A 259-nucleotide genomic window follows, 5' to 3' on the forward strand; every position below is an offset into this window, starting at 1 on the left:
TCGAAGAGCCGCAGTGAATAGGCCCAGGCGACTGTTTAGCAAAAACACAGGTCTCTGCGAAGCCGCAAGGCGAAGTATAGGGGCTGACGCCTGCCCGGTGCTGGAAGGTTAAGAGGAGGGGTTAGCTGCTAAGCGAAGCTCTGAATCGAAGCCCCAGTAAACGGCGGCCGTAACTATAACGGTCCTAAGGTAGCGAAATTCCTTGTCGGGTAAGTTCCGACCCGCACGAAAGGCGTAACGATCTGGGCACTGTCTCAAC

Annotated in this window: 1 rRNA gene; it reads left to right on the forward strand. The window is 55.6% G+C overall.

What is annotated here, in order from left to right:
* Positions 1–259 (forward strand): 23S ribosomal RNA (locus tag M3610_RS27755); the annotation flags it as partial.

The sequence above is a fragment of the Neobacillus sp. MER 74 genome (assembly GCF_023714155.1).